The 22,351-nt window shown below is 59.9% G+C and carries 23 protein-coding genes; 13 read left to right on the plus strand and 10 right to left on the minus strand.

Annotated elements, in window-relative coordinates:
* Positions 1-147: 147 nt before the first annotated feature.
* Positions 148-1,737 carry a winged helix-turn-helix domain-containing tetratricopeptide repeat protein gene (locus tag BFD71_RS21940; RefSeq protein ID WP_069266422.1) on the minus strand — a complete coding sequence of 530 codons (1,590 nt, stop codon included), beginning with the start codon at positions 1,735-1,737 and terminating at the stop codon, positions 148-150.
* 182 nt (positions 1,738-1,919) lie between these two features.
* Between BFD71_RS21940 and BFD71_RS21945 the strand changes: the two genes are divergently transcribed.
* Genes BFD71_RS21945 through BFD71_RS21960 form a run of 4 tightly spaced genes read left to right on the plus strand, consistent with a single transcriptional unit; the run spans position 1,920 to position 4,613 of the window.
* The gene (locus BFD71_RS21945) at positions 1,920-2,675 is read left to right on the plus strand and encodes an SDR family oxidoreductase (protein WP_069266423.1); all 756 of its coding nucleotides are present in this window, start codon (positions 1,920-1,922) and stop codon (positions 2,673-2,675) included.
* A 45-nt stretch (positions 2,676-2,720) separates the two neighbouring features.
* Entirely contained in the window at positions 2,721-3,200 is a 480-nt protein-coding gene (locus BFD71_RS21950) for a carboxymuconolactone decarboxylase family protein (protein WP_069266424.1), read from the plus strand.
* Positions 3,201-3,228: 28 nt separating this feature from the next.
* Entirely contained in the window at positions 3,229-3,627 is a 399-nt protein-coding gene (locus BFD71_RS21955) for a cupin domain-containing protein (protein WP_069266425.1), read from the plus strand.
* Positions 3,628-3,680: 53 nt separating this feature from the next.
* Positions 3,681-4,613 carry an MBL fold metallo-hydrolase gene (locus tag BFD71_RS21960; protein ID WP_069266426.1) on the plus strand — a complete coding sequence of 311 codons (933 nt, stop codon included), beginning with the start codon at positions 3,681-3,683 and terminating at the stop codon, positions 4,611-4,613.
* 43 nt (positions 4,614-4,656) lie between these two features.
* On the opposite strand, the gene BFD71_RS21965 is transcribed toward BFD71_RS21960, so the two are convergent.
* The gene (locus tag BFD71_RS21965; protein ID WP_083245389.1) at positions 4,657-5,634 is read right to left on the minus strand and encodes a zinc-binding alcohol dehydrogenase family protein; all 978 of its coding nucleotides are present in this window, start codon (positions 5,632-5,634) and stop codon (positions 4,657-4,659) included.
* Between the two features lie 212 nt (positions 5,635-5,846).
* On the opposite strand from BFD71_RS21965, the gene BFD71_RS21970 reads away from it, so the two are divergent.
* The gene (locus tag BFD71_RS21970; RefSeq protein WP_069266427.1) at positions 5,847-6,758 is read left to right on the plus strand and encodes a LysR family transcriptional regulator; all 912 of its coding nucleotides are present in this window, start codon (positions 5,847-5,849) and stop codon (positions 6,756-6,758) included.
* A 75-nt stretch (positions 6,759-6,833) separates the two neighbouring features.
* Here the strand turns inward: BFD71_RS21970 and BFD71_RS21975 are convergent, their stop codons facing one another.
* Positions 6,834-7,745: a LysR family transcriptional regulator gene (locus BFD71_RS21975; protein ID WP_069266428.1), complete on the minus strand. Its 912-nt coding sequence runs from the start codon at positions 7,743-7,745 to the stop codon at positions 6,834-6,836.
* A 131-nt stretch (positions 7,746-7,876) separates the two neighbouring features.
* Positions 7,877-8,335, minus strand: coding sequence for a nuclear transport factor 2 family protein (locus BFD71_RS21980; RefSeq protein ID WP_083245391.1), 459 nt, complete (start codon positions 8,333-8,335; stop codon positions 7,877-7,879).
* Positions 8,336-8,473: 138 nt separating this feature from the next.
* Here BFD71_RS21980 and BFD71_RS21985 point away from each other — a divergent pair, with 138 nt between their 5' ends.
* Genes BFD71_RS21985 through BFD71_RS22000 form a run of 4 tightly spaced genes read left to right on the plus strand, consistent with a single transcriptional unit; the run spans position 8,474 to position 12,975 of the window.
* Complete coding sequence (locus BFD71_RS21985) at positions 8,474-9,154, plus strand: NADPH-dependent F420 reductase (protein ID WP_256094877.1); 681 nt, start codon at positions 8,474-8,476, stop codon at positions 9,152-9,154.
* 44 nt (positions 9,155-9,198) lie between these two features.
* Positions 9,199-10,458: a hypothetical protein gene (locus BFD71_RS21990; RefSeq protein WP_141710765.1), complete on the plus strand. Its 1,260-nt coding sequence runs from the start codon at positions 9,199-9,201 to the stop codon at positions 10,456-10,458.
* A gap of 25 nt (positions 10,459-10,483) precedes the next feature.
* On the plus strand, positions 10,484-11,794 hold the full coding sequence (locus BFD71_RS21995) for a hypothetical protein (RefSeq protein ID WP_141710766.1): 1,311 nt from the start codon (positions 10,484-10,486) through the stop codon (positions 11,792-11,794).
* Between the two features lie 53 nt (positions 11,795-11,847).
* The gene (locus BFD71_RS22000; RefSeq protein ID WP_141710767.1) at positions 11,848-12,975 is read left to right on the plus strand and encodes a hypothetical protein; all 1,128 of its coding nucleotides are present in this window, start codon (positions 11,848-11,850) and stop codon (positions 12,973-12,975) included.
* 641 nt (positions 12,976-13,616) lie between these two features.
* Here the strand turns inward: BFD71_RS22000 and BFD71_RS22005 are convergent.
* Complete coding sequence (locus BFD71_RS22005; protein ID WP_069266434.1) at positions 13,617-14,594, minus strand: zinc-binding dehydrogenase; 978 nt, start codon at positions 14,592-14,594, stop codon at positions 13,617-13,619.
* Positions 14,595-14,688: 94 nt separating this feature from the next.
* Between BFD71_RS22005 and BFD71_RS22010 the strand changes: the two genes are divergently transcribed.
* Complete coding sequence (locus BFD71_RS22010; protein WP_069266435.1) at positions 14,689-15,603, plus strand: LysR family transcriptional regulator; 915 nt, start codon at positions 14,689-14,691, stop codon at positions 15,601-15,603.
* 386 nt (positions 15,604-15,989) lie between these two features.
* On the opposite strand, the gene BFD71_RS22015 is transcribed toward BFD71_RS22010, so the two are convergent.
* The 3 genes from BFD71_RS22015 to BFD71_RS22020 all read right to left on the minus strand — a co-directional run bounded on the left by BFD71_RS22015 (position 15,990) and on the right by BFD71_RS22020 (position 18,003).
* Positions 15,990-16,460, minus strand: coding sequence for a cupin domain-containing protein (locus tag BFD71_RS22015; RefSeq protein WP_083245393.1), 471 nt, complete (start codon positions 16,458-16,460; stop codon positions 15,990-15,992).
* A gap of 78 nt (positions 16,461-16,538) precedes the next feature.
* Complete coding sequence (locus BFD71_RS39275) at positions 16,539-17,039, minus strand: SRPBCC domain-containing protein (protein ID WP_176732935.1); 501 nt, start codon at positions 17,037-17,039, stop codon at positions 16,539-16,541.
* A 151-nt stretch (positions 17,040-17,190) separates the two neighbouring features.
* Complete coding sequence (locus BFD71_RS22020) at positions 17,191-18,003, minus strand: GNAT family N-acetyltransferase (protein WP_069266538.1); 813 nt, start codon at positions 18,001-18,003, stop codon at positions 17,191-17,193.
* A 283-nt stretch (positions 18,004-18,286) separates the two neighbouring features.
* On the opposite strand from BFD71_RS22020, the gene BFD71_RS22025 reads away from it, so the two are divergent.
* Together BFD71_RS22025 and BFD71_RS22030 are read left to right on the plus strand one after the other, a co-directional pair.
* Entirely contained in the window at positions 18,287-18,742 is a 456-nt protein-coding gene (locus tag BFD71_RS22025; RefSeq protein WP_069266437.1) for a RidA family protein, read from the plus strand.
* 254 nt (positions 18,743-18,996) lie between these two features.
* Entirely contained in the window at positions 18,997-19,698 is a 702-nt protein-coding gene (locus BFD71_RS22030; RefSeq protein WP_069266539.1) for an alpha/beta fold hydrolase, read from the plus strand.
* Between the two features lie 369 nt (positions 19,699-20,067).
* On the opposite strand, the gene BFD71_RS22035 is transcribed toward BFD71_RS22030, so the two are convergent.
* Positions 20,068-20,601 (minus strand): DUF1993 domain-containing protein, encoded by a 534-nt coding sequence (locus BFD71_RS22035; RefSeq protein ID WP_256094858.1) that lies wholly within the window; start codon positions 20,599-20,601, stop codon positions 20,068-20,070.
* 92 nt (positions 20,602-20,693) lie between these two features.
* On the opposite strand from BFD71_RS22035, the gene BFD71_RS22040 reads away from it, so the two are divergent.
* Positions 20,694-21,596: a LysR family transcriptional regulator gene (locus BFD71_RS22040; RefSeq protein ID WP_256094859.1), complete on the plus strand. Its 903-nt coding sequence runs from the start codon at positions 20,694-20,696 to the stop codon at positions 21,594-21,596.
* Positions 21,597-21,681: 85 nt separating this feature from the next.
* On the opposite strand, the gene BFD71_RS22045 is transcribed toward BFD71_RS22040, so the two are convergent.
* Complete coding sequence (locus BFD71_RS22045; RefSeq protein WP_256094860.1) at positions 21,682-22,125, minus strand: winged helix-turn-helix transcriptional regulator; 444 nt, start codon at positions 22,123-22,125, stop codon at positions 21,682-21,684.
* Between the last annotated feature and the right edge of the window lie 226 nt (positions 22,126-22,351).

Consider the following 22,351-nt stretch of genomic DNA (forward strand, 5'->3'; position numbering starts at 1 on the left):
GAATCGGGAAGCACGTGTAGACGACCGATCCGGCCGACACGGGAGTTGGACACGCGTGCACTCCTCGTCAGGACGGCGGCGAGAGCGCCTCGTTGAACTGCGAGAGAAACTGTCATGAAGTAACATCGGTGTGCTCGCCGGATCGCATCAATCCTTGCAGGGTTGTGGATTAAATCCAGCCTTGGCCAAGCCTTCCGTGAAAACGGCAAGATTTTCGTTGCGCTGGATCGGCATCCATTCGGTCAAGTTGCCGAGGCGCAAATCGGGAACCAGTTCACGTAGACGAATCGCAGCTTGTCGAGCCTCCCGTTGATTCCCGAGCCAGGCCTGACTCGCGGCGAGCGTTGCGTGGGCAAGGCCGAAACTCGGCAAATCCCGCATCGCCTTCTCTGCCCACGCAGCGGCCTCGACGAAGTTGCCCATGAACAAATGCGCAGCAGACAACCCAAACTGCATCCGGTAGCGTTCTGGATCCAACGGGCTCAGCTGCATCGCATGGGAAAATTGCCTGATCGCCTGTTCGGTTTCGCCGTGCCACAAGCGAACGAATGCGCCGAGGAACCACGCGGCGGCGAGATTGTGATTCAGCTCCAACGCCCGATCCAGAAGCGCAATGCCTTCCGCCAGGTGGTCACCGGCAAGATGTCCGAGGGCGTGCCCGCTACGCGCCAGGGCCACGGCGTCGTATCTGCCAAGCTCGACCGCGCGGCGCGCCAGACGCGCGCCTTCGGCCATTTCCCGCGGGCGATCCTGCATCCAGCCGTTGACCTTGCGCCAGCAATGACACCAGGCCGCCATTGCATACGCCGAAGCGTATTCCGGGTCGCACTCAAACGCGCGCTGGAATAGCGGCAACGCTTCGTCAATCGCTTCGCGGGTGCCTCGATGAAGCCGCGCCATGCCGCGTAGATAGAAGTCGTAGGCATCCAGACTTTCGGTCGGTTTGAACCGGGCGCGAGCGATCTCCGCCTGTTCGAGCTGCGGCGCAATTGCGCCGACCACGCTGTCGGCGATCTGATCCTGGAACTCGAATATATTATCGAGCATGCCCTCGAAGCGACCAGCCCAATGAGTCGCGCCGGTGCTCGCATCGACGAGCTGGCCGGTGATGCGAACGCGGCCCTGTGCCCGGCGCCAACTTCCTTCGAGCACGTAGCGCACGCCAAGCTCGCGCCCGATCTGCTTCACATCCACGTTTCGATGCTTGTACGTGAAGCTGGAATTACGTGCCACGACGAATAACCAGCGGTATCGCGACAACGCCGTGATGACGTCCTCGATCACACCGTCGGCGAGGTAATCCTGCTCCGGGTCACCGCTGAGATTGACGAACGGCAGGATGGCGATGGAAGGCTTGTTGAGCTGCGCCGCGTGCGGCGACGATGCTTCGGACGGCGTGGTTGTCTCGCCGGACTGAAGCGCCAGCGGTCGTTCGGTGATATCGGCGACGAACCGGAATCCCTTGCGCGCCACGGTTTTGATCACACGCTGCTGCTGACCGTCATCGCCGACCGCGGTGCGCGCGGCATTGACGTGGCTCGCCATGGTGGATTCGGAAATCACGCGTCCGTCCCACACCGCATTGATTAACTCGTCACGGCCCACGACACGGTTGCGATGACTCGCCAGATAAACCAGCAGATCGAACACCTTCGGCGTCGTGGCGACCGGTTGGGAAGCACGGCACAGGTCGCGACGTTCCAGGTCCAGCGTGCAGTCAGCGAAAACCCATTGCATTCGGGGCTCCAGCGCGAGAAGGCCGCCGGGCATGGGGTACCCGGCGCGCCGATGAAGCAGATCAAGGAATTTTGGACGGAAATACAAGGTGCAGGCAAAGCGGCGCCCGCGTCCGGAAATCATACTGCACCCATCGGATAAGGCGGCAAGCCCTTCGTAAACTTGGCCAGTGGGAGTGCAACATGAAAGTGGTCGTCATAGGTGGCAGCGGACTGATCGGCTCGAACGTGGTGCGGCGGCTTGGCCGCGATGGGCACGAAGTGGTGGCCGCATCCCCCTCGACCGGGGTGGACTTGATGACGGGCGAGGGGTTGGTGAGGGCGCTTGAAGGCGCGCAGGTCGTTGTCGATGTCGCCAACGCCCCATCCTTCGAGGACGACACCGTGATGGCCTTCTTCCAGACAGCGGGCCGCAACCTGTTGGCCGCCGAATACGCTGCGGGCGTCGAGCACCACCTCGCCCTCTGCGTCGTGGGCACCGAACGCCTGCAGCAAAGCGGCTATTTTCGCGCCAAGGCCGCGCAGGAGACGCTGATCAAGGCGTCGCCGGTCCCGTACACGCTGCTGCGCGCCACCCAGTTCTTCGAATTCGTCGGCGGCATCATCGCCTCCGGCACCCAGCGAGACGAGGTGCACCTTTCGCCCGCGCTGATCCAGCCGGTTGCTGCCGACGACGTCTCCGCAGTCCTCGCCGATCTTGCGGCGGGGATGCCATTGAACGACACCATTGAAGTCGCCGGTCAGGACCGCTTCCCGCTGGACGACCTGGCCCGCAAGTTCCTCGCCGCACACAAGGATCCACGCACGGTAATCGCCGATGTCCACGCACGCTATTTCGGCAGCGAACTCGACGACCGCACCCTGGTCGCCGGCAGTGGCCATCGCGTCGGCCCGACGCGCTTTCACACCTGGCTCAGCCTCTCCGTTGCGAAAGACTGATTCCTGCAACGATTTTCCTCTGTTTAACCCTATAAAGGACATGCCATGACCCAGCGCATCGATTACCAGCAACAATCCCCGGAACTGTTCAGAAAATTTGTCGAATTCAGCCTCGTGCTCAAGAAGTCCGCTATCGAGGAATCCATCGGCCATCTAGTCGATATCCGGGCCTCACAGCTCAACGGCTGTTCGTTCTGCGTCGACATGCACGTGAAGGAAGCCACGATCCATGGCGAGCGTCCGCTGCGTCTTCATCACGTCGCCGTGTGGCGCGAGTCCAACCTGTTTACGCCGCGCGAGCGTGCCGCGCTGGCCTGGACCGAAGCGCTGACCCAGATTTCACCGCTTGGCGTGAGCGATGAAATCTACGACCGCGTGCGGACCCAGTTTTCGGAGAAGGAGCTGTCCGATCTCACCTTCCAGGTGATGTCGATCAACGCGTGGAACCGGGTCAACATCGGCTTCCGCATCCCGCCGGGGATCTACGACAAAGCCTTCGGCGTGGACAAGTCGGGCCTGGCCTGACCTGACCGCGGCGCAAAGGGGTAGCGTCATGCAAATTTCGAGATTGCTGATCGCATCGCTGCTGCTCGCTGCGGGCGCTGGGCAAGCGCACGAGCCGGCGCAAGCACAAGTCACGCCGCTGATGACCAAGGCGCTGGACGACTATCCGGGCAAGGAAGCGCTGATGATCCGCGTGGAATATCCGCCCGGCGCGTCGGACCCCGTGCATCGGCACAATGCGCACGGTTTCATCTACGTGCTGGAAGGCAACATCGTGATGCAGGTCAGGGGCGGCAAACAAGTCGCGCTCGGTCCGGGACAGACGTTTTATGAGGGGCCGAACGACGTTCATACGGTTGGGCGCAATGCGAGCCAGACGAAGCCCGCGACGTTCATCGTAGTGCTGCTCAAGGACAAGGGCGCACCGGTTCTCGTGCCAGCGAAGTAAACCATGCCGTCGCCCGGCGCGGCTCACGAAATCTATTAATAGGATTACTTAAAATGACTAAAGCAACCCGCAATGTGCAGCCTGTTACCGCCAACCTTGGCAAAGCAGGTTCAGTCGAACTCGTGCCTTCCCGCTACGCCGTGCGCGTGGGTGACGTCGACGTCGTGCTGATCAGCGATGGCATTCTGCCGCTTCCGACCTCGACCATGTCCACCAACGTGAGCGAAGCGGACCGCAACGAATGGTTCGACGGTCGCTTCCTGCAACGCGACATGTTCGACTGGGCGCTGAATATTGCGCTCGTGCGCAGCGGCGAACGCCTGATCCTGATCGATTCGGGTGTGGGCGACGGTTTCGAATACTTCACGCGTGCAGGTCGGTCGGTGATGCGCCTGGAATCGGCTGGCATCGACCTGGCTGCGATCACCGATATCGTGATTACGCATATGCACATGGATCACGTCGGCGGACTGAACGTCGATGGCGTTAAGGCCAGACTGCGCCAGGACGTGCGCATTCACGTATCTGCGGCCGAAGTGGAATTCTGGAAAAGTCCGGACTTCAGCAAGACGGTGATGCCGGAAGCCGTTCCTCCCGCGCTCCGCAAAGCGGCTGCGAAGTTCACGGAACTCTACAGCGAAAACATCATGCAGTTCGATCAGACCGTCGAAGTCGCAACGGGCGTGTCGGCGCGCGTAACGGGTGGGCACACGCCGGGGCATTGCGTCGTAGACGTCGCCTCGAACGGCGAGAAACTGACGTTCGCAGGCGACGCGATTTTCGAAGTCGGCTTCGACAATCCCGAATGGCAGAATGGCTTCGAGCACGATCCTGACGTGGCTGCGGACGTGCGTATCGCGCTGCTCACCGACGCTGCTGAAACCGGCGCTTTGCTGGCCGCAGCACATGTGGCGTTCCCGTCCATCGGTCACGTTGCAAGGAACGGTAAAGGCTTCCGTTTCGTGCCGGTGCAGTGGGATTACTGATTGATGAACGCCTGTCAATCATCGGCGGGCGTGAAGGCCGCCTTCATGGCAGCACGACGATCTTCCCGCCGGCCTTGTTCTCTTCCATGCACCGGTGTGCTTCTACGATTTCGTCGAGTCGAAAAACCTTCCCAACGGGGACGCGAAGTGTTCCGGCCTTCACCTGCGCCAGCAATTCGTCATACGGCGTCGCCATGAATTCATTGACTCCGCCGTCGTAAATGGTGAGTTTCACCGTGCTCGGTATCACTTCCATCGGACTGAAGGTGTCGAACGACCACTGGTTGCCAACAATGCCAGTCATGCACACCACACCGCCTTGTTTCGCGCAGCGCAACGAGTCCTTCAGCGTCGTGGTTCCGATGAGTTCCAGCACTTTATCCACGCCGCCGGGCGACACTTCGCCGATCTCTTGCGCGATTGTGCCCGAGTCTATGACGACACGGTCGGCGCCGTTTGCACGCAGCGCGTCGCCTTTCTGCGGATTGCGGGTCGTCGAAATCACAAACGCACCGTGCGCTTTGGCGATTGCCGCAGCGGCAAGTCCAACCGATGTCGTTCCGCCCCGAACCAGCAGCCGGTCCCGCACTTGCAGCGCGAGGGCCTTGAACAGCGAGCCCCAAGCGGTCTGAAGCATTTCCGGCATTGCGCCGAGCGTTTCCCAGGGCAAGCCAGTGACCAGTTTTTGTACCTGCCGGGCAGGTACGCAGGTGTACTCCGCATAGCTGCCGTCGAACTCACGCCCCAAGCCTCCCATCGCGGTGGCAACCGTCTCGCCCTTGGCGAACTCCATTCCCGGTGCGTCTTCCACGACGCCGACCGCCTCGATTCCCAGCACACGTGGAAACTTCACGCTCTGAGAAAATCCCTGGCGGGTAAACATTTCGGATCGGTTGAGTCCGAACGCCTTCACGCGGATCAGTACCTCGCCGCGCTGCGGCGTCGGTATAGGCCGTTGTTCGAGCTTGAGCACCTCAGGACCACCGGGCTCGTGGATCACTGCTGCTTTCATGGTCGTCATCGACGCCTCCTTTGCGGCTCGCGAGTGTCTATTCGAAACCATAGAGCAGCTGCGATTTTCCGGTAGGCGGTAATGCAGAAAATCGTTTTCCACTTCCGGAAAGATCAGCGTGCCATGATATGTCACGTGGGCGCTCGTGCTCCGGGTTGGCATCTATCCTTGCGGCGTCGCCGACGATTGGCGCACAATGGTTTTCCAAGGATGGAAAAGCGATGGCGAACCTCAACTCGCTGGTGATATTCGCAAAGGTGGTCGAATCGGGCAGCCTTTCCGGGGCCGCACGCCGGCTTGGCATGCCGGTCTCTACGGTCAGCCGGCACATCGCTGAGTTCGAGCAGGCACTGGGCGTTCGGCTCCTTGAGCGCTCCACGCGCAGTCTCACCCTCACCGACCTCGGCAAGGAGGTGTATGAGCAAGCCGTGCGAGGCGTCGAGCTGGGTGAGGCCATCGACAGCGTCGCGTCCAGCCATCTCTCGGACGTGTCGGGGCTCTTGCGCCTTTCGGCGCCGCCAAGCGTTTCGGACACCTTGCTGACGCCGCTTGTCCTGGAATTTCAGAAGCGCTATCCGAATGTGCGTTTTCAGATTCTCGTTACCGAGCGCTACGTCGAACATATCGCGGACGGCGTCGACCTTGTGTTCCGGGTTGGCGCATTGCGCGATTCGTCGCTGGTCGCGCGGCGCCTTCTGGCCTATCGTCATCGCATCGTTGCGACGCCTGCGTGCCTCAAGCGCTGCGGGGCGATCCGAAAGCCGCAGGATCTGCTCGAGCATCGCCTCCTTGCGTTTTCGCACTGGAAGGCGGATTGCAGCTGGTGTTTCGTGCACGAGAATGGAGGGGAAAAGCAGACGCTCACGTTCCAGCCATTATTCGCGATGAACGATTTTGCCGGCCTCGCTTCCATGTTGCTGGCGGGTGCCGGCATTGGTGAACTGCCCCCTGTGGTCCGGCCCGATCTTGTTCGCGAGGGCAAGCTGGTGGAGGTGATGCCGCAGTGGCGCCTCCCGACATACGACCTCTCGCTCGTGTACCTGGGCAACCGGCACATTTCGAAACCGTGCAGGCTCTTCAAGGAATTCGCGATTGAAATGGCACCCGTGTTGTTTCCGGATTTTCCGCAGTAAGATGCAGACCATTCGAACTCCAGAATGATTTCGAATGGTTGAAACGGGTTCGATGGTATCGCCTGTTTTCGCCTTTCAGGATGGTAAGGTGCCAAAGAGCCCGGGCACCATCTTCGAGGCGAAGTCCCTGAAGATGCGTACCTGCCGGGGCAGATAGCGGTCGCGCAGGTTGGCGATGGTCAGGTCGAACACAGGCAGATGCCAGTCCGGCAAGACCTCGACGAGCTGCCCGCTGCGCACGAGGTCTGGCTGGACGATGGGCGGCAGTTCCCCGATGCCGCAGCCCTCGAGCAGCGCCACAATGAGCCCGGTGTAGTCGTTCATGGCCATTGTCGGCTGGAAGGAGACCGTTTCGGTATCCCGGCCGTTGACATGAACGAAGCTCCAGCTATAGTCCGGCTTCCTGAAAGAGAACGCGAAAAGCCGGTGCGCGGGAAGGTCCCGCGGCGACTGCGGAGGCGGGCGTCTGGCGAGGTACTTCGGACTTGCAACGACCTGATGCCGGTAAGTCAAAAGCGTGCGCGCTGCGAGCGTCGCGTCGGTGAAGGTTCCGACCTTGAACGCGATATCGACGTCCTCGGCTATCTGGTCGACGATGCGTTCGGTAATGAACGCCTTGACCTCCACGTTCGGGTAAGACTGCTGAAAGGCTTCGACGACAGGCACGATCAGCGAGTCGGAGAGGTTTGGCGGCGCACACAGCCGTACGGCGCCGGACACCTCGGGCAGGCGGTTCGAAATGACATTGTCGACGGCTTCGCTGACCTCGGTGGCCTGTCTTGCGAGCTCGAATACTTCGGTGCCGAAGTCCGTGAGCCTCAGGTGATGCGTGGATCGATCGAGCAAACGAACACCCAGCTGATTTTCGAGTTCGGCAATACGGCGGCTCACAGAGGAAATGGGCATCTTGAGCCGCCTCGCGCCCTCCGAGAAGCTGCTCGCCTCGACGACCTTCGCAAAAATGAGCAGCGTATTGAGATCTTTCATTACCGTTACGCTCCGTTCGACCTGCAACTTGCTGGCTATCTGCAGCTTCCATCGTCTGACGCAGATTACCGCCGCAACCGGGCGGCAGCAAGGCGGCAGTCCGCCCGTGGCGAGGTAAAGGAACCATTCGGCTAGAGCACGACTCGCTCGCCGTTCGGAGTGCCTTGAAAAGTCCAGCTTCCGCCGCTTCGGAACGACGCGCCTGTCGCGAACGTGTCCTCCATGAACTGGAGATACGTGCAGCGGCCATGTTCGACCTTGGCGAACACCGCGAACGGCGTCGTCACGACCTTTGAGAGTACCGTCGACCGGTACGTGAAACGACCAAACATGGCGGCGTATTCGTCGGTGCCGAACAGCGCCTCCGGCTCGAAGGACTGAATCTGCCAGTAGCGGCCGACATCCATAAAGGTCTTCACGATGCTCTCGGGACCACGAGACGTACCGGCCCACGGCATGATCCGCTTCAGATCGGGATTGTCGTAGTTGAGCGAAACATAGATCACGTCAGGTGTGACGAGCGAACGGACGCGCTCGATATCGGTTGGCTTCTCGAGTATCGAAGACAGCACTTCGGTTGGCGCGAGCATGGGCTTTCTCCTCCTCATCAGGGCACACGCTCAAGCATACAAACGCGGCCGCTCGCGTGAGCTTTCCAGAAATGGAAATCCGATTTCCGCACTGTCCGTTAGCGGTCGACCGAACGGTTGGCTACCATTCAGATCACATTGCGGTCACGCAGGCGGGAAACAGAAAGGAGCGCAACTGTCATGAGCACGGCAATCATCGGCCTTGGAAACATAGGCTCCCGGCTGGCGAAGAATCTGGTAACGGGTGGCGAGACGATCATCGTCGCGGCAAGGACGCCGGACGAGGCAGAGGAGGTGGCCCGAGACCTCGGCAGCCATGCCGAAGCGCTGACGGTCGAGGATGCAGTCGCCAAGGCGGACGTCATTGTCCTGGCGATCCAGTTCGACGCGATCAGGCAATTTCTCGTCACGCATCGTGAGGCGCTGGCGGGGAAGATCATCGTGGACCCGTCAAACCCGATCGCCCCGGACGGTAAGGGCGGATACAGAAAGACCATTCCTGACGAGCAATCTTCTGGCGTGCTGTTTTCCGGGCTGCTCCCGGCTCGGGCGCGTCTCGTCAAGGCGTTCGGCACGCTGGGCGCGCAATCGCTGGAGGCCGGCGCGAACCGGTCGCCGGAGCGGGCCGTGCTGTTTTATGCAGCGGACGATGCGCAAGCCGGCGAGGTCGTAGCAAGACTCATTACCGTCAGCGGGTTTTCTCCTTTGCGCGTGGGCGGCATCGACCAGTCGATCCGGATCGAGGTTGGCGGCGATCTGCACGAGTATGGACAGCTTGGCAAGCTGGTCAGCGCCAAAGAGGCCGTGTCGCTCGTCTAAGCGGCATGCGCGCCGTTCATCAGATCATGGAGGAACGACTCATCGTGAACACCGAAACGCGCACCGTCTCCACGCTCGCCGAAATGCAGACGGCAGTCGACGACGACCAGGTTCTGCACATCGTCGTTTCAGCGCGGATCGATGGGGTGGCAGCCCTTCGCCTGCGGCCCGGTTTGGCTCTGACCGGCATCGACGCACATGCCGCCCTGCGCTTCGCGCCCGGCAGCGACGGGCTCCAGCTTTCCGCCGACAATCGGGTAGAAGGCTTGCGGCTTGCCACAGACCCCGATCGGCGCGCCATTTTCAATGACACGCGTGTTGACGGATTCGGTCGGCTCGTGCTGCGCCATCTGAATGTTGCGGGCGTCGTGCAACTGCTGGCCCGCGACAGTGTGGCTGGCGGCCATGTCGAAGCACACGATATCGACATTGGGGCCGCGGACGCCCGCGGCTATGAAGAGCGCCCGAAGGGATACGGCGTCGAAGTCGTTCCCGGCGTCTTCACGCTCTGGAATCAGCGCGAAGACCACGGCGTAGTCATCACGGCGGACCTCACCGGGCTTTCGGCGGGCCGTGCCGGTGCGCCGGTTCGCGGCAGCGGCATCTTCGTTGGCGGCGCCGGAGAGGCGGGCGGGCGCGTCGTGGCGAATCGGCTGGAGACAGGCGCCGTCCATAGCGATGGCGGCATCGCGCCCGGCACGCCGGATCGCATTACCGGCGGCGTATTCGTCGTGTCGGGCGCATTCGTGGCCAGCGTGCACAATCACGGCCCGGTGACGACCTACGGTCCGAATGACATGGTGCTCGACAACTGGGGAGCCGTCGATCGCTGGATCGTCGACGGGAAGGTCACGTCCCACGGGCCGAGCGGCATTGGCTTCGTGAATTTCGGCTCCCTCGAGCGGCTCGAAGTCAACGCGTTGATCGAGACGTTCGGCCAGGGATCGCGCGGTTTCAATGTCTACACGGGCACCGTGCGGTCGGCGCAATTCGAGCGCGTCGTCACGCATGCCGATGGCGCAGTGGGCATTCAGATCAGCCAACCGGTCGGCGAAATCACGGTCCGCCGGGGCATCGAGACGTGGGGCGGTACCGGCGACTCATTGGTCAAGGGCGTCGTTGTCCGGCTTGCGGCGACAGCGCTCAGCATCAAGCCCGGAGGATCGGCGCGCAAGATCGCGATCGCCGGCGGCCTTATCACGCATGGCGAAGGCGTCAATCCGCTGGAACTGCACGGCGCAATCGACGCGCTCGAGGTCAGCGGTGGATTGACGGCTGCCGGTGGCGGATTCGCCACCATCTAGCACCGAACGACAACCAGGCAACGCAATGGATCACACGACAACATCCGGTATGGCGGAAGAGGCCCGTGCGCGGCGCGAGTTTCTGCGGGCTGGCTCGGCTTCGGCACTCATGCTTGCCCTGGCGCTGGCCGCGGGCGAAAAGACCAGGGCTGATGTAGAGGGGGGCGGCTCGCCGCGGCCGGGCGGTCCACTCCAGTCTGCGGGAGCCCTCGAGTTCGGGCCCGGCAATGTCCTCTTCGTCGGCGATATCACAGGTGCGGCCATTCATGCGTTCGCACTGAAGGATTCGGACGTGACCTCTCAGGCCGACGTGGAAATGGGAAATTTTCATAACTTCGAAGGCCGCGATCTGGTCCTGGGCGTGGATCAGAAGCTCGCTGCGCTCTTCGGGACGACGGTCGGCAATATCGTCATCAACGATATGGCGATCCATCAGCCGTCGCGACAGATTTTCATGTCGGTCGAGCGCGGCAGCGGACCAGGCGCCATGGCTGCGATTGTGAAGGTCAATCACGGCAAGCTCGAGTTGCTCGAACTCGACGGTATTGCGCACTCGAAAACGGTAATTCCAAACGAGCCGGACCAGAACGCGATGCTGGAGTTCGAGCCCCAGCAGGTCTATGCGATTACGGACGTCAAGTACTACAACGGCGAGGTTTTCGTCACAGGAATCTCGAATCAGCGCTTTGCATCGACGCTGTATCGCATCCCGTACCCGTTCCGTTCCCGCCTGTCGACGAGCACCGTCGAAATCTGGCACCCGACGCACGGGGAGTTCGAAACGCGCGCCCCGATCGTGCGGCAACTGATCCGGGAGATGGATGGAAAACCGTACCTGTTTGCCGTGTATGGTTGCACGCCGCTCGTTCGCTTCCGCCTGGAAGATTTAAAGGATGGCGCGCATGTGCGTGGGGACACGATCGGCGAACTGGGCTATGGGTCGAATCCGCTGGATATGCTGACTTATACCGATCCGACAGACAATAAGGACTACTTGCTCGTGACCATCGACGTACGCAGCGCGTCGCGTATCGAAGCTGCGGAGTTGACGACCGCGAAACCCGAGCCGACCGGTGGTCCCATCGACTTCGGGCCGGGTGGCCTCGGGCGTACGCAGCGCGATCTGCCGATCCGGGCGGAACATATCGCGATTCTCGATCCACGATGGGCAGTCGTCATCTGGCGGCATCCAAAGACGTCCTGGCGGCTGGACATCGGCACGCTGATGGTTCCGTACTTCTTCGACCGCCGATTGGGAATGGCTGAAATGAACTGGCCGAATGGTCCCGATCCGTTCCACTACCGCGAACATCGCAACGAGATCGACCACGCGTAGCCGGTTGCGAGATCAGCCGGCCGCAGAATATCGCGCAACGCGACCGAGTAAGGATGCCGATGACACTCCAGCCAACACTGCGAGTCGAGCACGAGACCGAGAGGAGCGGGGTGGCTTGCGTCTGCGTGCACAACCTCGATGCAGATCTTGCTGCGCTTGTCGTCGAACACCAGGGGACGGCCCGCCCGCTGCAACCCGTGCTGCGTGTGAACGTTATCGATGCAGCCATGCGGGAAGGCGACGAACTTCCCGATGTGGCTGGCTGCTGTCAGCTTCTGGAGGCCGGGGTGCGATTCGTTCCGCGTTTTCCGTTCGAACCGGGCGTTCGCTATCGAGCAAGCTTCGATTTGCGGCCGCTCGGCTGTATTGGGCATGCGGACGTGCTGACGCTCGAATTCTCGCTACCGAACCCCATCGGGGTCGACCCGGCTTCGGTGTCGGAAGTCTTTCCATCCGCCGATGTCCTGCCGGAAAACCTGCTTCGCTTCTACGTTTGCTTTTCCAGCCCGATGCGGCGTGGCGGTGCCGAAACGCAGATTAGTCTTATCGGCCCCAATGGACGGCCTGCGCACGACGTGCTCTATCGGCCTGCGCTGGAGCTTTGGGACAGGAGCATGCGATGCCTGACGGTTCTGCTGGATCCGGGCAGGCTGAAACGCTGGGTCGGTCCCAATCGGGAACTGGGTCCGCCGCTGAGGTTGGGGCAACGCTACGCGTTGGCCATCGGCTCGGCAATGGTCGACTCATCCGGTCGTCCGCTCCGGCAGAATTTCTACAAGCCGTTCGTTGTCGCTCAGGCGGTCAGGGAGCCCGTTGCGCTCGCGCATTGGACGGTTCTGCCTCCTGCGGCGCAGAGTTGTCAACCTCTGGAGATCGTGTTTCCGAGGCCGCTGGATTGGGCGTTGCTGCGGCGCGCGATTGTGGTCGTGGGCGACGACGAACGGCCGGTAGCAGGGCGAGTCGCGATCGAAAAGGGCGAAAGACGCTGGACCTTTACGCCGGATTCGCCCTGGACGGCGACGCGGCCCGCCATTCGCGTCGCGCCGGACCTTGAAGACGTCTGCGGCAACACCCTGTTCGAGGCTTTTGACGGGCCGCTGCGAGCGCACCGCGAATCGAGCGCGCAACGCACCTATCGCACGATTCGCTTCGAACTCACACGACCGGCGAATTCCGCGTGACGATTGTGAAGGCAACCCTTGGCCTCGGCGGCCAGTCGTTTGCCACGGGACGTGTGGATTGGCAACGATTTCGAGCGAAGGAGCCGCATCAAGCTAATTGCCCGATTGCTTAACGGTCTCGGTTGAGCAGTACGTTTTTGTAATGTAAACGGGCGACATGCACCGTCGCTTGTCCGAACACGAATCCGCCAACACCGCCGCCGATCATCGCTCCGACGACGGTGTGATTAGCAAGCGCACCCAGTCCAGAACCTACTCCGGCGCATATGGCGCACCCGAGGAGGCCGGCCCATGTCTCCCAATGCCGCCATGTTCGACGAAAGGCACGTCGCCAATACGCGCGTCTCTCTCTCGCGCTTAGATTTGCCAGCTCAGGGATGCTTTTCAACGTCCAAAAGATCGTCATTTCCCATCTCCTACCCGTTTATTCGCGCCGAGGCATTGTCGACGAACTTCGCCCCGTTGTCGACTGGCCGGAGTTGGCCGAACCTGGAAATGGCACAACGGCCATTCGCCTGGACACGCCGGTGACGGATGCTGGGTGCGGATTCACCGCTGGATCCAATATGAAGGTCGAAGGCCTCCAACGAGGTGTCCGAGGGTTTATGCGGGTGGTCGAGCCGCCGCTTTGATAGTTGCACTCACAACCGTACGACGATCTTTCCATTCGCGCTGTCGGTCTCCATCAGCCGATGGGCCTCGCGGATTTCCTCAAATCGGAAGACCCGCGCGGCCATCGCTTTGTATTGACCATGTTCCACGCGATCGACGATGAGTTGCATTGGAATCTCCGCCGTCGGAAACGCTGGCGCCCCAAACATAAAACTGCCGAAGAAGCTGAAATGCACCCCACTCGGCATCTGGGCCACGGGCATGAAGTCGTTAATCGGATCGGTGCCACCCAGAAATCCCGCCAGACAAAGGCGACCATGCCGCCGGGCCATGGTCAGCGAACCGATTACCGTACTGTTGCCCAACAATTCCAACACTGCGTCAACGCCGTCAGGATGCAAATCGCGCGCACGCTGTGGAAGATCAGGGGCCTCGAGCAACACCTCCTTGGCGCCGAGCGCTTCGAGCGACGGCGCGCGTGCCGGGTTACGCGTGGTGGCGATAACCCGAACGCCGGCATGAGCGGCGATATCCACCGCCGCCCGACCCAATGCGGACGTGGCGCCACGAACAACCAAGGTCTGTCCGGACTCAAGATCAAGATTGCCAAAGAGGGCTGCCCATGCCGTCGCATACGACTCCGGAATCGCCGCGAGTTGCTCCCAGGTCAGATCGGTATTCACGGCAACGACATTGCTTGCCGGGACACTGGTCAACTCGGCATAGCTTCCATTTATCTTTCGGCCCATGCCCCCCATGAATGCGACGACCTTTTGACCCGGCACGAACCGGCCATCCGGATCGGCACGCACAGTCCCGACACATTCGATTCCGCTTATCTCAGTCGCCTCGGGCCACTTTCCTTCGCGCATATGCATCTCGGCGCGATTCACGCCAAAAGCCTTCACCTCGATGAGAACATGGCCGAGCCGCGGGGACGGATCAGGACGCTCCTCGATGCTCAGTACCTCGGGTCCCCCGTACTGTTTGATAACGATGGCACGCATGAAAATCTCCATATCAGTGAGTGTCGTCTAATATTAGAGATCGGAGATTCTGTTAAAAATAATGAAGTTTTGATCAAGTTAATAGGACTCGTCGATGATCGAGGGCCTGACGTTGTATCAGCTGCAGTGCTTCGACGCAGTGGTATCGGAAGGCGGTTTCCAGCCCGCGGCCGAAAAGCTCTTGCGCACGCAGCCGACGGTGTTTGCCGCGGTGAAGAACCTCGAAGGACAGCTTGGCTTGACCTTGCTCGATCGGAGCGGCTATCGCGTGGCACTGACCGACGCGGGTCGCTCGTTTCATGACCACGTGCGCGTATTCCTTCAAGAGCTTCGCGGACTGAAGAACCATGCCGAGCAACTGGCCATGGGCGAGGAGCGCGAACTTCGCGTCGTGATCGGCGATCTCTCACCCGTGCGTGAGGTACTCGCACTGCTTCGTTCTTTCTTCGACGGTCATCCTGCGACGCAACTGCATTTGCATGTGGAGGCCATTGCAGGTCCGTGGGAACGCTTGTTTGACGGCGAAGCCGATCTGATCATTCATCACATCGACAAGGCGGATCCGCGGCTCGAGTACATCGATCTGTGTCCCGTCAGACTCATCCCTGTCGTCGCGCCGGGTTTTCTTCGCATGCCCATTTCGGAGGAGATCACGCCGGAGCAAATGCGCGGATACGTTCAGTGCGTCATTCGCGACACGGCACGCCATATCGTGCGGCCGAATTACTACATCATTGAGGGCGCCCAAACGTGGTCGGTCGGCGATCAGTTGATGAAGAAGGAAATCATTTTGCAGGGCGCGGCCTGGGGTCATCTGCACGATTTTCTGATTGAGAGCGATCTACGCGATGGACGTCTTCTCTCAATCGGCGGGCGACATCTGCAAGGCGGACGCGTCGAGATAACCGCGGCGCGCCGACGCGATTTGCCCCACGGGCCAATCGCCAATTTGCTTTGGCAGCACATCAGAGACCGCGCCCCGAACTTTAAAATCTCAACCGCGGACTGATTCCAAAATGGCGGTCTATTGCCGTGTACGAACTTGACAGCACGGCATACAACCTCGGTGTTCGCGCTTGAGCTAATTCGGTTGAACGGCCGTTGCTCGAATGTTACCTACAGCATCAACGTCCACTGTCTCTTTCTGGTCCGAGCAGATCCCGACGGCGCCGCGCGCTGAACACCTGGCACATGCGCGTCATGCAAAAGGCATAGTCCGACCCGTAGCGGACCCTCGGACTTGCTGGAAGCGGCCGTTCGGCCGCGCCCCGGGGGCCGCAAATCGTCGGCGATCTTCGAGCCAGGTCGAATCAGACAATTGCCGGGAGTCGCTCGTCTTGCACGAATGGTGCTGTAAACAGTGCAGAACGTCGGCGCGACTTCGATGGACGATATTTATTCTGTGCCGTCGTGGCCAAAGTCAACGAGTACCTCACTGGGGCCGGCCACGTATAGCCTCTTACGTTTGCGCGGGTAATCGCAAACGTCGTGCTCCAACCTCTGACCGGCGATGATTAATACCAGAGGGATGCCGCCAGTGTTCGAAAGATTGTGGGCAGCGCCTTCCCGTGCGAACCCCAAGAAATCTCCCGCTCCGATTTCATACACCTGGCCGTCGATGGCTGCCTCCCCGGCCCCTGAAAGGACGTAGACACATTCCTCTTCATAGAGATGCCGATGATATTCGGCGGATTCGTGCCCGGGCATGAGTGTCACCAAATGAAAGCCGAATTGCGTGATCCCCGTGATGTCTCCGAGCGACTTCTTGAGGCGTATGGCCTTTTCGTTTAATGGATGGACAGAACGCTGCGGCGTCATCGCCTCGATATCGGCAGCCTTAAGCAACTCGCGCGGGTGTTTCGACATAATTGCCTCAACTTTTACAGGTAAATCGGTGGGAGTAAGGATTTTGTGCGGAGTCGCACGAGAAGCGGGCGCGGGCGCTCAAGGCGTTTTAGATTCCGCGCGCTGCTTGACCGCGGCATTCATTGCCTGAAAGTTTCGCCGAGTTTCCTCGATCACGTCCTTCGTCAACCATCCAACAAGCAATCCAGAGAAAGACTCCGTTTGCTCAAGATGGGTCCCATCGGCTACGGCTGTCAGGTGAATGCAATGTGTACCGTCGAAGACACCGCGAATCCATACACTGCCACGCCAGCAAAGGTCTTGTTCCGGACGAACGCGCACGACAGTCGGTTTGAATACCATCGAATCCGGTCCAGTGCCAAGCACAATGCGGATTGTTGCTCCTTCCCTGAACTCGCCGTCAACCCGAGTAATGAAGGGATTCCAATCGGGATACGCGGCGCTGTTTGATACGACTTTCCAGACTACGGCAGGCGGCCGATCGATAAGAACGTCAGCACGCGCGCGACTATCTTCGTGCAGGATGCAAAGGGCTCCAATTACGCCGACAACACTAGCGACGATGCCTTTCAGCAGCAATCTCCGTAAGCCCATATGCGCCCCGTAATCCGTTGTAGTGCTCTGCTGCAGCCTTGAATTTACAGATTGTCGATGATCCAAACACCGATGTCGACCGGCCGAAAATGGCCGTTGCTTGACGCACGTCCGACTCAAATCGTTCTGCGTGCACTCAGCGCGCAGTCGTATTGCGCGGCTCTTGACACAAGCTGGCAACGCGCCCTTGTTGCTGGAAGCCCATTGCCTCGTATATTGCTCCGGCGTGGTAACTCTCATCGGCAACAATGACAAGCTTGCTCGAACGCCCGACGGTCCGCCTGATAACCTCGCCCACCAAGGTCTTGCAAACATTCCTGTTTCGATGCTGTTGCCCGGTGATAACTGATTGGAAACGCCCAATGCCGTCAAGGAAGAACAAACCGAGGCTTCCGACCTGTTCGTCGTTAATAAAAGCTCCCCACCAGTTCCCCAGGCCGCGGTCAATTAGACGCCTGTAAGCCGTTTGTTGATGCGCCATGTAACGCTGTGAGGTGATGTCCGTCGGATTGGGCATGTCGGCTAGCTGCATTCGAGACCAATCGTCCCAATCCTGCCGCCCGGTAAGCGGGCGCACCTTAACCAGTGAGTTCGTCGCTAGCAGACGTATGTCGTCAGGATGGGCTGTCAACACCCGACAGACAGTCGCGTCGTAACCTCGTTCGACGAATGCGTCGAGGGTTACGGCGCCGTCGGCGCCTTCCGGCCACGCAAATGTACGGTGCGCGATCAGTGGCAGTGTCCCAATGAGTTGTGCAAAGTCATGCTCCAGCCCCTTGAGATCACTTACCAAGGGGCGCTGCCGCAGGACGAGCATGTTGCCGAAAAAGTACTCGGGCGCGTCAGGCGTCCGGACGACGATATAGTCATTCCGAGACTCGACTATGCCGGTTTCCGTGTGCAGCAATAGATCGGTCGCGAGACCAAGATTGTCGGAAAGGCGGCGCATGTGCAGTACCGTAATCAGTGAGCGGAACGTCGGACTTTTCCTCTTGTACGCGTTGATTTTCCCATCGACGAGGCTCTCAACGGTCCGGAGCCTCTCGTCTTTGTGCAGTCCAAGGGTTACGATTGTCGACGAAGTAAGCTGCCGTGTCGAACGTCTCAAATTGGCCGCACCCCGCCTGATGCTAAATGAATACGCAGACCTCCCCTGCAGCATCCACGCGGTCGGTACCCGCTGCGATGATAGATAATTCGGCGATAGGGCTACGCAGTCAGGAGGCTTCGCAATGGCTACTGCAATCAATCCTTCGACCGTATGGTCACCCTTTGGAGCGTTCTCGATGGCTGTTGTCCAAGGCGACGGTCATATAGTCCACTTGAAGGGCCAGGTTTCGCTTAATGTGAACGGGCACGTCGTTGGGCGCGGCGACATTCGGGCGCAGATGCGGCAAACACTTGAGAACATCCGCGACGTCCTTGGGTCAATCGGCGGATCCATGTCGGACATCATTTCGCTGGTTCACTACGCAACTGACATAGATGCATTTATGGGGACCGGTGATATTCGAGCGGAGTTTTTCGCCGCGCCTTATCCCGTTACCACAACCGTGCAAATTCAACGGCTTTATCATCCTGACCTGATGATCGAAGTAACCGCGGTCGCCGAGATTCCGCGTTGCAGGTTTCGCGTGCCCGACGCGTCTGCTGCGATTGTCGACGATTCACGAGACGCAATCGAGTGACCACTTCTGGCCGCACTGCGTCCCACGACCGGGCACGCCGCTCGCCCCCGGCCCACGACTCATGCAAAATAACCGACCCCGAGCGGCCGATCAGCTTACTCCAAAGCCGCCGTTCGGGAAGATTGAGTCGGCTCGTTCGGCCGACCGATCCACACCGAGCAGCACCAAGCGGTGATCCTCCGCAATTGATAATATCGAGCCGGAGAAATAATTGATTGCAACTCAGCCCAACTCAACACTTCTCACGGATGTCTATGCAACCAATCGTTCTTGTCCCCGGCTTACTCTGTTCGGCGGAAGTCTTTGCGCCTCAAGTCGCAGCTTTGTGGCGATTTGGTCCTGTTACTGTCGCGTCGACGCTGGAAGGTAAAACAATGTCGGAGATAGCCGCCGCGATTCTCGCCACAGCTCCTCCGCGCTTCGCTCTCGCCGGCATTTCGATGGGTGGCTATATCTGCTTTGAGATCTTGCGACAGGCGCCAAAACGAATACTTAAACTTGCGCTGCTCGATACGTCGGCGCGTTCAGATACTGCCGAGCAGAGCAAACAACGACGGGCTTTGGTCGCCAATGCCCAAGCTGGTGATTTCGAGACGGTGCTGTCAGCAGCTTTGAGTTCGATTGTGCATCCTTCTCGTCAGAACGACCCCAACCTGCGTGAAGTCAACGTGCGCATGGCGATGACTATTGGTGTCGAGGGTTTTGCACGACAGACTGATGCGGTTATCTCGCGGATCGACAGCCGCCCCAGCCTCCCGACGATATCGGTACCTACACTCGTCCTTGTCGGAGACTCCGATCCTCTCACACCGCCAGACCAGTCCGAGGAGATTGCGAAGGCCATTCCCAACGCAAAATTAAACTTGGTTCCTCAATGCGGCCACTCCTCAACTCTCGAACAACCGGATGCGGTCAACCGCGCGTTGGTCGAGTGGATCGCCGAACCATCGCGTTAAGTTCACAATCGTTTCGGCCTCGATCGCAAGTGGCAATAGGATGCCATGTGGGTGAATGACCGTGATGGTCCTGCAAGACGTCCTATCCTTTCGCGCTGAGTACATCCATGGATACGAGCGGACACACCCCGTTCGATCCTGGATTGTCGTCAATTCTGGTATTTCGCTTGAACGTCGCTTCCTGGCCGACCTCTGCCCGATGCGGTCGGCGGCAGTCGACCCGTTGCTGACGGCCGTCTTCTGCGAGCCAATGTCTGCTTTCGATCGCGAGGCGGTTGCTCATCGTAACGCATCGTCAACAGATCGTGTTCGACGAGAACGTCAGCTTCTCCGGTTCGCCCTTTAGCAACGACTCGGGCTGCCCACGAATCAGGCATCGAAGGCATTGACCGGGCCAATGAAATCCAACTTCTTGAGGTCTACGCCATTCGTGCGCAAGATCGCGTAAGCCATGGCTACGTGGAAGTAGATGTTCGGAATCACGATCTGCAGCAGATAGTTTTCACCAGTAAGCTTACCCGGCACCCAGGATACTTTTACGATCTGACTGGCGGCGTCAGCGTACCGGTCTACCGCCACGCTTTCAGCAAAGTCGATCGTCTTGCGGATGCGTGCACGTGCTTCATCAAGCGTCTGCTCATTGTCTTCATGCCGCGGCGGCTGTTGTCCTGAAAGCCAGGAGGCTCCGCCCTTCAGATAGTCGCAAGCGCTTTGTATCTGATAGAGCAGGCCCCCCATGTCGGGAGCGAGACGGGTCGACAACAGTACGGCGACGTCGAACTTCTTCGCAATCGCGAAGCGCTCGGCTTTGTCGAGATAAGTCTCCATTGTTTTTACTGCTTGCACGCATTGCGCGATAGCCTGTGCATACATCTGAATCTTCAGAAATGTTGTTTTCGTCAAGTCATGCTTCGGTACGGCACTCGCGAAGGACTTCCCATACAATATTGCGACCTGATCGCACATGAGCGAACGCATTGGACCGACTAGAAGCCATGGAAATGCTGCTGACCGCCGTGGACAGGGGAAGCCTGTCGGCGGCAGCACGCGAACTGAAAATCCCTGTCAGCACGCTCACTCGCAAGGTAGCCGATCTCGAGGAGTTGCTCGGAACCCGGTTGCTGATCCGAACCACCCGCAAACTGACGTTGACCGACGCGGGCATGTCGTACGTCGCGGCGGCCCGGCGCATTCTCGACCTCGTGCGTGAACAGGAACACGAGGCCACGGGCGAGTTCGCGACAGCCAAAGGTGAACTGGTCGTAACGGCGCCCGTGCAGCTTGGGCGTCTGCATGTTTTGCCCGTCATCAATCAGTTCCTCGCGCAGTATCCGGACATCACCGTCCGGCTCCTTCTCTCCGACCGAAACATCGATCTCATCGATTCGCACGCCGATCTCGCCTTGCGGATCGGAGAACTCGCAGATAGCAGCATGATCGCCACACGCATCGGTTCATTACGGCCGATCGTCTGCGCGAGCCCGGCCTTTCTTGCCAGCCATACGCCGCCGCGCGAACCCGACGATCTCGTCAAATATTCATGCGTCGTCTTCAATAGCCCCTATCTATCGCCGTGGCGCTTCCGCCTTCCCACGACGAGCAAGATTTATGTGCTCGGCGTGAAACCCCGGCTCGAAGTCACGACGCCCGACGCTGCCGTCAGCGCCGCCGTGGACAACGCCGGCATCACCTACGTCTTCGAGCACGATGCCGATGAAGCGCTCCGCAACGGGCAACTGGAGATACTCCTGCCGCAGTTCGAGATCGAGCCGGTGCCCGTCCATCTGGTTCATGTGTCCAGAAATCTCATGGCCATCAAACTGCGGCATTTCATCGACTTTGCGGCGCCGAAGCTCAGGCAATCGCTATCCAGATTCGGCAAGCAGAAGCGGCACTAGCGCGGTGTCGTTGCTTCGTTGCTTCGTTGCCCTCCAGGCTCACGACTCGTCGGTCTGATCACCGAGCACCCGATCGTTCCGGTTCTCAATGACGTCCCGCGTCGTTTTCTTCGCACCCGGACCGGCGGCGAACCGAACGTCCCGATAGCGCCTGCCCGTCCGACGTGCGAACTTCGACGGCCTGCACGGGTTTCCCGCTCGCATGGTCCACCAACGTGATGGGCGGCTTGCCGTCCGGCCTTAGCCACCTGTCGCCCCATTGCATGAGCGCGACCAGCACTGGATATAAATCCGCCCCTTTCGCGGTCAATCGGTAACCGAACGTATTGGCGCGTTCTGCGATCGGGAAGCGTTCGAGAATATCCAGCTCGATCAAACGTTCCAGCCGCGCCGCGAGGACATTACGGGCGATACCCAACCCGCTCTGAAATTCGTCGAAGCGCCTGCTGCCTTGCGTGCACTCGCGAACGACCAGAAGCGTCCACCACTCGCCCACCTCGTCGAGGGCGCGAGCGATCGAACAGTCCATTCCATCGAAGCGTTTTCTATACATGATGGAACGTATCGTAGCCCAGGTTTCGTCACGCAACTTAACCAGATTGCGGGGAACAGTTCCCCGGTTTCGGCCAGTAGTGTGACGCAACCGTGTGGCCTATAGTTTCGTCACGAAACTTAGCCGGCAGTCGTTCACGGGGAAGTCTCCCGCGATCACGGCCTAGTTCTGGACTAACCCGCTTTCTTCATACGAGAAAGCA

Source organism: Paraburkholderia nodosa (genome assembly GCF_001718195.1).
In the GTDB taxonomy this organism is placed as follows: Bacteria; Pseudomonadota; Gammaproteobacteria; order Burkholderiales; family Burkholderiaceae; genus Paraburkholderia; species Paraburkholderia nodosa_A.

Excerpts from the sequence above, each read along its gene's own strand:
- BFD71_RS21940 (WP_069266422.1), bottom strand. The coding sequence starts at position 1,737 with ATGCAATGGGTTTTCGCTGACTGCACGCTGGACCTGGAACGTCGCGAC.
- BFD71_RS21945 (WP_069266423.1), top strand. The coding sequence starts at position 1,920 with ATGAAAGTGGTCGTCATAGGTGGCAGCGGACTGATCGGCTCGAACGTG.
- BFD71_RS21950 (WP_069266424.1), top strand. The coding sequence starts at position 2,721 with ATGACCCAGCGCATCGATTACCAGCAACAATCCCCGGAACTGTTCAGA.
- BFD71_RS21955 (WP_069266425.1), top strand. The coding sequence starts at position 3,229 with ATGCAAATTTCGAGATTGCTGATCGCATCGCTGCTGCTCGCTGCGGGC.
- BFD71_RS21960 (WP_069266426.1), top strand. The coding sequence starts at position 3,681 with ATGACTAAAGCAACCCGCAATGTGCAGCCTGTTACCGCCAACCTTGGC.
- BFD71_RS21965 (WP_083245389.1), bottom strand. The coding sequence starts at position 5,634 with ATGACGACCATGAAAGCAGCAGTGATCCACGAGCCCGGTGGTCCTGAG.
- BFD71_RS21970 (WP_069266427.1), top strand. The coding sequence starts at position 5,847 with ATGGCGAACCTCAACTCGCTGGTGATATTCGCAAAGGTGGTCGAATCG.
- BFD71_RS21975 (WP_069266428.1), bottom strand. The coding sequence starts at position 7,745 with ATGAAAGATCTCAATACGCTGCTCATTTTTGCGAAGGTCGTCGAGGCG.
- BFD71_RS21980 (WP_083245391.1), bottom strand. The coding sequence starts at position 8,335 with ATGCTCGCGCCAACCGAAGTGCTGTCTTCGATACTCGAGAAGCCAACC.
- BFD71_RS21995 (WP_141710766.1), top strand. The coding sequence starts at position 10,484 with ATGGATCACACGACAACATCCGGTATGGCGGAAGAGGCCCGTGCGCGG.
- BFD71_RS22000 (WP_141710767.1), top strand. The coding sequence starts at position 11,848 with ATGCCGATGACACTCCAGCCAACACTGCGAGTCGAGCACGAGACCGAG.
- BFD71_RS22005 (WP_069266434.1), bottom strand. The coding sequence starts at position 14,594 with ATGCGTGCCATCGTTATCAAACAGTACGGGGGACCCGAGGTACTGAGC.
- BFD71_RS22010 (WP_069266435.1), top strand. The coding sequence starts at position 14,689 with ATGATCGAGGGCCTGACGTTGTATCAGCTGCAGTGCTTCGACGCAGTG.
- BFD71_RS22015 (WP_083245393.1), bottom strand. The coding sequence starts at position 16,460 with ATGTCGAAACACCCGCGCGAGTTGCTTAAGGCTGCCGATATCGAGGCG.
- BFD71_RS22020 (WP_069266538.1), bottom strand. The coding sequence starts at position 18,003 with ATGCGCCGCCTTTCCGACAATCTTGGTCTCGCGACCGATCTATTGCTG.
- BFD71_RS22025 (WP_069266437.1), top strand. The coding sequence starts at position 18,287 with ATGGCTACTGCAATCAATCCTTCGACCGTATGGTCACCCTTTGGAGCG.
- BFD71_RS22030 (WP_069266539.1), top strand. The coding sequence starts at position 18,997 with ATGCAACCAATCGTTCTTGTCCCCGGCTTACTCTGTTCGGCGGAAGTC.
- BFD71_RS22040 (WP_256094859.1), top strand. The coding sequence starts at position 20,694 with ATGGAAATGCTGCTGACCGCCGTGGACAGGGGAAGCCTGTCGGCGGCA.
- BFD71_RS22045 (WP_256094860.1), bottom strand. The coding sequence starts at position 22,125 with ATGGACTGTTCGATCGCTCGCGCCCTCGACGAGGTGGGCGAGTGGTGG.